This window comes from Limnohabitans sp. TS-CS-82, from assembly GCF_002943475.1.
In genome coordinates this window covers 1-7,542 of record NZ_PTQX01000032.1, presented here as the reverse complement: position 1 = coordinate 7,542, position 7,542 = coordinate 1, and the positions used below count along the sequence as shown (strand labels likewise).

8 protein-coding genes and 1 tRNA gene are annotated in these 7,542 nt (G+C 50.2%); 7 read left to right on the top strand and 2 right to left on the bottom strand.

The window, feature by feature from the left end; all coding sequences use genetic code 11:
* Positions 1-151, bottom strand: a 151-nt coding sequence (locus C5F52_RS29840; protein ID WP_135147952.1) for a DUF4158 domain-containing protein, incomplete at its 3' end; no start/stop codon positions are given.
* Between the two features lie 259 nt (positions 152-410).
* Between C5F52_RS29840 and C5F52_RS29580 the strand changes: the two genes are divergently transcribed.
* The 5 genes from C5F52_RS29580 to C5F52_RS29565 all read left to right on the top strand — a co-directional run bounded on the left by C5F52_RS29580 (position 411) and on the right by C5F52_RS29565 (position 4,092).
* A complete protein-coding gene (locus C5F52_RS29580) occupies positions 411-794 on the top strand; it encodes a type II toxin-antitoxin system RelE/ParE family toxin (RefSeq protein WP_104801923.1) in 384 nt (127 codons plus the stop codon).
* A complete protein-coding gene (locus C5F52_RS29575) occupies positions 772-1,095 on the top strand; it encodes a DNA-binding transcriptional regulator (protein ID WP_104801922.1) in 324 nt (107 codons plus the stop codon). Before C5F52_RS29580 ends, C5F52_RS29575 begins: the two co-directional genes overlap by 23 nt.
* A 194-nt stretch (positions 1,096-1,289) precedes the next feature.
* A tRNA-Ser gene (locus C5F52_RS29850) sits at positions 1,290-1,406 on the top strand.
* Positions 1,407-1,510: 104 nt separating this feature from the next.
* Positions 1,511-2,824, top strand: coding sequence for a tyrosine-type recombinase/integrase (locus tag C5F52_RS29570; protein ID WP_146100210.1), 1,314 nt, complete (start codon positions 1,511-1,513; stop codon positions 2,822-2,824).
* 113 nt (positions 2,825-2,937) lie between these two features.
* Positions 2,938-4,092 carry a hypothetical protein gene (locus C5F52_RS29565; RefSeq protein WP_104801920.1) on the top strand — a complete coding sequence of 385 codons (1,155 nt, stop codon included), beginning with the start codon at positions 2,938-2,940 and terminating at the stop codon, positions 4,090-4,092.
* On the opposite strand, the gene C5F52_RS29560 is transcribed toward C5F52_RS29565, so the two are convergent.
* Positions 4,089-5,303 carry an IS256 family transposase gene (locus C5F52_RS29560; protein WP_104801919.1) on the bottom strand — a complete coding sequence of 405 codons (1,215 nt, stop codon included), beginning with the start codon at positions 5,301-5,303 and terminating at the stop codon, positions 4,089-4,091. The two genes, C5F52_RS29565 and C5F52_RS29560, sit on opposite strands and share 4 nt — an antisense overlap.
* A 124-nt stretch (positions 5,304-5,427) precedes the next feature.
* On the opposite strand from C5F52_RS29560, the gene C5F52_RS29555 reads away from it, so the two are divergent.
* Positions 5,428-6,630, top strand: coding sequence for a heavy metal sensor histidine kinase (locus C5F52_RS29555; protein WP_161499789.1), 1,203 nt, complete (start codon positions 5,428-5,430; stop codon positions 6,628-6,630).
* A gap of 80 nt (positions 6,631-6,710) precedes the next feature.
* Positions 6,711-7,037 carry a LacI family transcriptional regulator gene (locus C5F52_RS29550; RefSeq protein WP_315169774.1) on the top strand — a complete coding sequence of 109 codons (327 nt, stop codon included), beginning with the start codon at positions 6,711-6,713 and terminating at the stop codon, positions 7,035-7,037.
* Positions 7,038-7,542: the final 505 nt, after the last annotated feature.

Genomic DNA, 7,542 nt, shown 5'->3' with positions numbered 1-7,542 from the left:
GCGCCAGACCAAGCTTGTGGGAATCACCTCGGCGTGCATTGATTGCGTCGCGCTCGGCACCATCGAAGGTGAAAAATGCCTTCATCTCGAAGTCGCTGATATCGCGGGGGAGCCCACGCATCCCCAAAAACGTTGTGTGCCAACCCTGCATCGTGAACCTCAAAAGTGGGAGGCCACCATACCCGTTTACAAAGCGAACAGGAAAGTCAATGAAATCAACGGTCTACCCAGACCACCCCCGCGCCAGTGCTAGCTTTGCGTACCGTCACTTATTGCACTGAAAACGAGGAGACCCCTTGTAGCACGGAGTCTCCAACTAAAGCTACTCCCTTTTTAATAGAAATCCCTTGTGACTAAGACGCCGGTAGCTGACTGATTGACATTGGTAGCACTAGGTGCTAGACTAAGCTATGCCTCAGAAGACAAAACCAAGAGCGTTTAAAACGAAGAAATTCAGCAAAAACGCCAAAAACGCTCACATTTCAGATGTTGATCTTTGTGAAGCTATCAAAGAGGTAATGGCTGGGCAGGCCGTTGATTTAGGTGGTGGTGTTTACAAAAAGAAACTTAACAAGAACCAACACCGATCGATTATTTTGGCCAAGGGCGGAGAGTATTGGATTTATGAGTATTTGTTTGCAAAGAATGATCGAGACAACATTGATGACGCAGAGTTAGAGATGTTTCGATTGCTTGCAAAGGGATATGAAGGCTTGAAAAAAGTGCAATTGGCGCAATTGATTGAAGAGAAACATCTCTTGGAGATTTGTCATGACGACGAAAAAGAAATTTAAGAGTGATGCCTTTGAGGCAATTCATGAGTCTGCTGCTGCCTTGCTTAGTGTTGGCGCAATAGACAAGGCAACGATGCGTAAATTTGATGAGTCATGTATAGCTAAAACGCCTGCATACAAGGCTGTACAAATCAAAAAAATCAGAGAAAGCGCAAAGGTGAGTCAGCCAATTTTTGCGATGTATCTCAATACAAGCGAATCGACTGTCCAAAAGTGGGAGGCGGGTACCAAAAAGCCCAGCGGCATGGCTCTCAAACTTCTTGATATTGTTCACAAGCATGGCTTAGGCGTACTAGCTTAAACTGTCATTTTTCCCCACACAAACCCAGTCGGATTCAGAGCTGACTGGGTCTCTTTTTGAACGACTGCCAATCTCCTGAATGCCGATCTTATCGAGCCGCCGCGACCTCACATGAGGTCCTCAATGAGTCTCAGGCTGATGCTAAAACTGGCTAAATTCTTTGGAATTAGCCCTGCAGAGGCCGCATGGTTACTGGGGTAGATTTAGGAGTTTTGGAATTTGAAATGAGGCTCTAACCCGCATGAACATTGACTTTTGGTACCGGCCTGTCACGCCGGGGGTCGCGGGTTCGAGTCCCGTCCACTCCGCCAAAATGAAAAACCCTTGTAAGTCTATGATTTACAAGGGTTTTTTTCTGCTCTATCGGTAGAGTAAACCGAGAGTGGTAGCAGTTCTGGTAGCAGCAGGACTGATCATGAATCTCAATTTTCCCGTTTATCGTCGCGGAAACACCTTAGTTCTCCACGTACGAATCGGCGGACGCCAAATTAAACGCTCACTTCGAACCCTAGATCCAAACCTTGCAAAAGTTCGTGCAACTGAGTTGCTTGGCTCGTTAATGGCAGGTGAACTTCAGACCAAGCTTCCCGCCGTACCTGCGTGGTCAATCCCAGAGCACCACTCAGCTTTTGAAGCTGTTGAGCAGGATTCATTGACGCTGGACCATGCAATTGCTCGATCACCCCGTGTGTCATCAGTCACAAAGCTAACGAGTAATGAACTCAACTCAACACTAAACCTAGCCCAAAGGCAAATCACAACATTGCCGGATCGTGAGAAGTATCTTCTTGACGTTGTATTTGCGGAGTACGGTCAAATTAAAAAGCTAAGGCTCGTAACCAAAAATGACTATGCAAGTTATGCAAAAGAAATGGTTGAATTTTGGGGTAACCGCGACATTCGGGCACTGACAGAGCGAGATATCAGCGAATTCATCGTTCATCTTCGATCATCTGCCGGCAACGATCCACGCACAATCGACAATAAGATTGGATTTGTACGTGCCGTAATCAACTTCCTAATCAAGCATGGCCGCTATGCAGGTCCCAACCCTGCAGCTGAAAAAAACTTGGTGTCAAAGCGAGAGAAACGAAAATCAGGTACAAAGCCATTTGCTTACAACGATTTGAAAGTGGTCTTCGGCAGCGATGCATTCAAGAATTACGGAGAGCTGCGTCCAGAAATTTACCTAATTTGCATGGTCGGGTTGGTGACCGGCATGCGAGTGTCCAGTGTTGCACGATTGACCGCGGAAGATCTCAAGCGCAGTATGCATGGAACAGCTTACATTGATATAAGCAATGACAAGACAATTGCTGGCAACCGCGACATTCCCATCCCAGAGCGCTTGTTCAAAGCGCTGAATCAATATTTTGATCACCATCAAGACTTTGGCTTGCAAGAACGGGATGACGGAAAGGGCTACTCAGACCAGCTTAACAAACCTCTGAAAGCTTTCATGAAAGTGCACGGCTTTGACAAGCGCTTCACAAAGATGAGCTTTCATGCATTCCGAAAAAGCTTCAATCAACATCTATTAACAAACCAAGTAGAGCGATACATCTGTGGTGCGATTCTTGGCCACGTTGATGAGTCAATGACAACTGGCGTCTATGCAGATTCGCCTTCTGTCGATTTCTTAGCGCAGAAGGTCTGTTCAAAACAAGAAGAGTTGCTGGAGTACCTTGAATTTTGTTGTCCGGGCAAGGGGATGAGTGATGATCGATAAAAACCATCTGGCTTGGCGATGAAGGCAGATCCATGGGGGAAGTGTTGAATGTCATATCATTTGAAAAACATCCGTCTCACTGTGGTGTTTGATCAACCAAAAAGGTCTCTCGAATGCCAAGCAAGTTCGAATACTTCATAAATATTCCATTAGGTCAAATTAAATCCGAGCCAGGTTCGGACGATGCCAATAAGAACGAATTGATTGCTTTTCTGAAAAAAGAAGGCTTGATCAAGCAATACGCAGCTAAAGATGGTGTGGTGCAAGCCGAGGGCGTACCTGAAACATTTGAAGAAATTTTTATGATCGATTTGCCAAACGGCATCTTCAAAGCGGAGACACAAGAGCAACATGATGCTTTGATGAGCAATTTGCAATCATTGAAAGATGCAGAAATTCTTCAACAACTTGCCCAAAAGGTCATCAAGCCAGCCCAAGGTTCTGCGGCATTAGCTCCACAAACAATAGTTCATGTTGTTGGTGCAACGCATCAAGTTACAGGAGTGCAGGACGTGCTGGGTCGTGACAAAGAATTAGAAAAAAGTGAGGATGTCAAAAATCTCTATCACCGAGGTCTTCCGCTCACTCTCTCTCAGGCTGGAGAGGAATACATCAAATACTCGTTTGATTCGAAGCTCGTAAACAATATTACGGTTAAAAATTACCGGTCTCGCATGAATAAGATCATTGAGGTGTGTGGTGATCGATATTTGCACGAGCTAGAAGATGATGATGTTGTTGAGATAGAGCTAATGCTGTTAGAGACATCGACCACAAAACTTAACAAGACAAGCACGGGTAAGAAGGGGGTAAATGTAGCAACTAAGCAAGATGGTCTGAAGAGACGAACAGTATCAGAGCGTCTGCGCCATCTAAAAGCCGTATACAAAAAAATGAAGATCAAGCGGCGCTACTCCGGCGAAAACCCGTTGGAGCATTGGGAGGCGCTAGTCTCTAGTAGAGAACGCAAAAAAGACGGCCAAAAATCGATCCGCTCTGTTGAGCGCGTGGAAGTGTTTTTCAATGGTGAATACTACAGTCAGTTTCGCCATAAGGCGCCTAACATGTACCTTCTGCTTATGACAGCCATAGTTACTGGAATGCGTGCTTCGTCAATAGCGAGACTTAAAGAAGAAGATTTGATGTTGAGCGTTGGCGGTACACCCATGATTGATGTGACGCGAGACAAAACAGTTGCGGGCGTTAGACAAGTTCCCTTACCTAAGCCGAGGGTGTCCCGAATTTTGTGTAAACGGAGCGCGTGTTAATTCGTCGGCATCCTTCCCTCAAACTGGATCGTAAATCGGTTCAGCACGGGCTTCCAGTTTTGCACCGGCATCGTCCACTTCTTGGCGATGTTGTTCAGCGCCAAATAAAACAGTTTCAACAACGCCTCGTCACTTGGGAACGCTCCACGGTTTTTCGTGATCTTGCGCAAACTCATGTTCACCGATTCGATGGCGTTGGTCGTGTAGATGATGCGCCTGACCTCCGGCGGGTAATCGAAGAACGGGGTGATGCGCTCCCAGTTTCTGCGCCACGATTGCACGATCGGCGGGTAGTCAGCGCCCCACTTTTGTTCAAACTCATCCAAGGCAGCCGTTGCCGCTTCTAAGGTCGCCGCCGCATAAACGGCTCGCAAATCAGCCGCAACCGCCTTGCGCGTCTTCCAGCTCACGTAGTTCAAACTGTGGCGCACCATGTGCACCACGCACAGCTGAACGGCAGTTTGCGGGTACACCGATTCGATCGCCTCGGGGAACCCCTTCAAGCCATCCACGCAGGCAATGAAGATGTCTTGCACACCTCGGTTCTTCAGCTCCGTCACCACCTGTAGCCAGAACTTGGCACCCTCAGTCTGCGCGATCCACAAGCCCAGCAACTGCTTTTGCCCCGTCAAATCAATGCCCAGCGCCAAGTACACCGCTTTGACTTTGACCACCCCCGCATCTCTGGATTTGACGTGAATGCAGTCCAGATAAACGATGGGATACAGCGCATCTAATGGGCGAGACTGCCAAGCCTTGACTTCGTCCATCACGGCATCGGTGACGGTTGAGATCAGCGTGGGTGAGACTTCTGCGCCGTACATTTCTTCGAGGTGCGCTTGGATCTCACGCACCGTCATGCCACGGGCATACAAGGACAGGATCTTGTCATCGAACCCCGTCCAGCGGGTTTGGTGCTTGGGCACGATCTGCGGCTCAAAGCTGCCATCGCGATCACGGGGAATCTCGATGGGCAGTTCGCCAAACTCGCCCTTGAGCGTTTTGCGGCTCTTGCCGTTTCGGGTGTTGCCCTTGGGGTTGGCGACGGGTTCATGCTTGGCATGCCCCAAGTGCTCAGCCATCTCGGCTTCAAGGGCTCGCTCGACCAATCGTTTGGTCAATTGTTTGAGAAGCCCGTTTTCTCCGATGAGGTCTTCAGGTTTTTTGTAATCCGCCAGAAGGCGGTCTATGAGTTCGTTGCTTACGGTCATTTCTCTTCCTTTGAAGATGAAGGCAGTTTCCTGCCATTAGACCGTTTACACAAAATCTAGGACACGCCCCATTCTGGCCAGTTCCCGATCCCGTGAAGAAGCTAGCAGTCGCCTGAACGAAGCCTTGAACCATCACCACGGCCTTTACGTTCTGGTCAAAGGACCACAGGGTGAAAAGCTGTACCAGACCAACGGCTACAGCGGCCCCACTACGCAAGCATCATTCATCACAACTGACGACGGCCACGGGCTTCAGTCTTGGACGAATGGAGGGCGCGAATTCCATGAGATGAGCTTTACTGCTGGCATGGTTCAGGGGGCGGCCGGGCCGCTCCAAATATCAATCGCCGTCGATACGCAGCACCACCAAGAATTCATGAGGGAGCTCCGGCGCAGCATTGCAATTTATGCTGTGCTGGCCATTCTTCTAAGCGGATTCTTAGCTTGGTTTGTGGCTCATCAAGGCATGTCTCCGCTACGCGCAATGAAACGTCGTGCCGCTGCCGTGACGGGCCAACAGTTGCAAGAGCGCATGCCAGAAGATGCCGTCCCGATTGAAATGGCAGATTTGGCACGGGAACTCAATGAAATGTTGGGCCGCCTGCAGAACGACTTCAAACAGCTTTCTGATTTTGCGGCGGATTTGGCGCATGAACTTCGCACACCCATCAGCAATCTCCTCATCCAAACAGAGGTGACGCTGTGCACCAAACGCGACCTTAAGACATACCAAGATACGCTGGCGTCCAACGCAGAGGAATTGCAGCGTTTGGCTCGGGTGGTGTCAGACATGCTATTCCTCGCCAAGACAGAGCGGGGGGTAGACCTGCCCCATAAGGAGTCCTTCTCGGCAGCACAAGGAGCTCGCGAACTCGTTGAATTTTACGAAGCCGTTGCGGACGAAAAACGCATCTTGATGAGCGTGGAAGGTGATGGGCGAATCTCTGGCGATCGTTTGATGTTCAGACGTGCCTTGAGCAACCTCCTATCCAATGCGCTCAGGCATGCACCAGTCGGCGGTGTAGTGGGCGTCAGAATCGAAAGTTCGTCGCGTGGAATTGAAGTCACTGTCAAAAACACGGGCAAGGAGATTCCATTGGATGTCCAGCAGAGAGTCTTCGAGCGCTTCTATCGCGCAGACTCAGCACGCAGGCACCCAGCTTCTGACGGGGCAGGCTTGGGGCTGTCGATTACCAAAGCCATCGTCGAGGCCCATGGCGGGGCGATCTCGGTTACTTCAGACCAGGAGTGGACTCGATTCAGGCTTGTTTTTCCAGAGCTTCAAGCAAGGATGAGGCAAGCGACTGAACTACTTAGTCGGCCCTGAATAACGCCTTTTGCGTGAACAAGAGAGGGCCGGATCGCGCTGTACCGATTCATAACAACCGCCGCAGCGGGCGCAAACAAATGAGACTGCCCAATGAGCAATCAAGGCGACCGGGGAAACTGCTGCGGCCGTGGGACGTGGCGGCCACACCGCTGGAACTGGCGCTGGCCAGGGGCCACCGGTGGTTGGCAATGCTGGAGTACGGCAAGTTGAAAAACCTGACTGAAATTGTAGCGCTGGAGGGAGTCGACAACAGCTACGTCAGCCGGATGGTGAATTTGACTACGCTGGCACCGGACATCGTCGAGGCGATTTTGGAGGATACGCTGCCGGATCACCTGACGCTGTTTGATCTTGCGGTGGACCCGCCTGCGCTGTGGGAGGAGCAGCGGTTACGGATTTGGTGAGACGGGACTGTAAAAGATAGTGATGGCGACTGACTCCAAGACAGCGGGGTGTCTGTAAAGCCAGCACCAGACCGCCCGATCATGTTCGCATAAGCACGGATCGCATACGCGGCATGTCGAGTGACCGGTATTTCAATTACAACGGTCCTCGTAGCTCCTCCCGCTTAAATGACCGGTAGTAATCGCCGCAACTATGACGTCCACTTACCGCGAGTGACTACAACCAGCCTAAATCACAGATTGATACAACAACAGCATCGTCCGCTTTTGGCCGAACTAAGTCGTCCGTCCTTGACCGTCTCTACCCGACCCCAAGCAGTCGGTGAGCAGCGTTTGCTGCATGTCCGCCTTTCAATTCATCGATACGGCAGTTGTGTAACGGTAGGCTTCTAATTCTTTTTACGATGGACAGCAACCATCACCTTCGCAATTGCTTCGAACTCGGCCGAGTGGGCGGATGTGGCGCGAGTCACCAATGCAATTACCCGCTTGGGGGCAGGGTTTG

Coding starts and splice junctions, on each gene's coding strand:
- C5F52_RS29580 (WP_104801923.1), top strand. CDS start 411: ATGCCTCAGAAGACAAAACCAAGAGCGTTTAAAACGAAGAAATTCAGC.
- C5F52_RS29575 (WP_104801922.1), top strand. CDS start 772: ATGACGACGAAAAAGAAATTTAAGAGTGATGCCTTTGAGGCAATTCAT.
- C5F52_RS29570 (WP_146100210.1), top strand. CDS start 1,511: ATGAATCTCAATTTTCCCGTTTATCGTCGCGGAAACACCTTAGTTCTC.
- C5F52_RS29565 (WP_104801920.1), top strand. CDS start 2,938: ATGCCAAGCAAGTTCGAATACTTCATAAATATTCCATTAGGTCAAATT.
- C5F52_RS29560 (WP_104801919.1), bottom strand. CDS start 5,303: ATGACCGTAAGCAACGAACTCATAGACCGCCTTCTGGCGGATTACAAA.
- C5F52_RS29550 (WP_315169774.1), top strand. CDS start 6,711: ATGAGACTGCCCAATGAGCAATCAAGGCGACCGGGGAAACTGCTGCGG.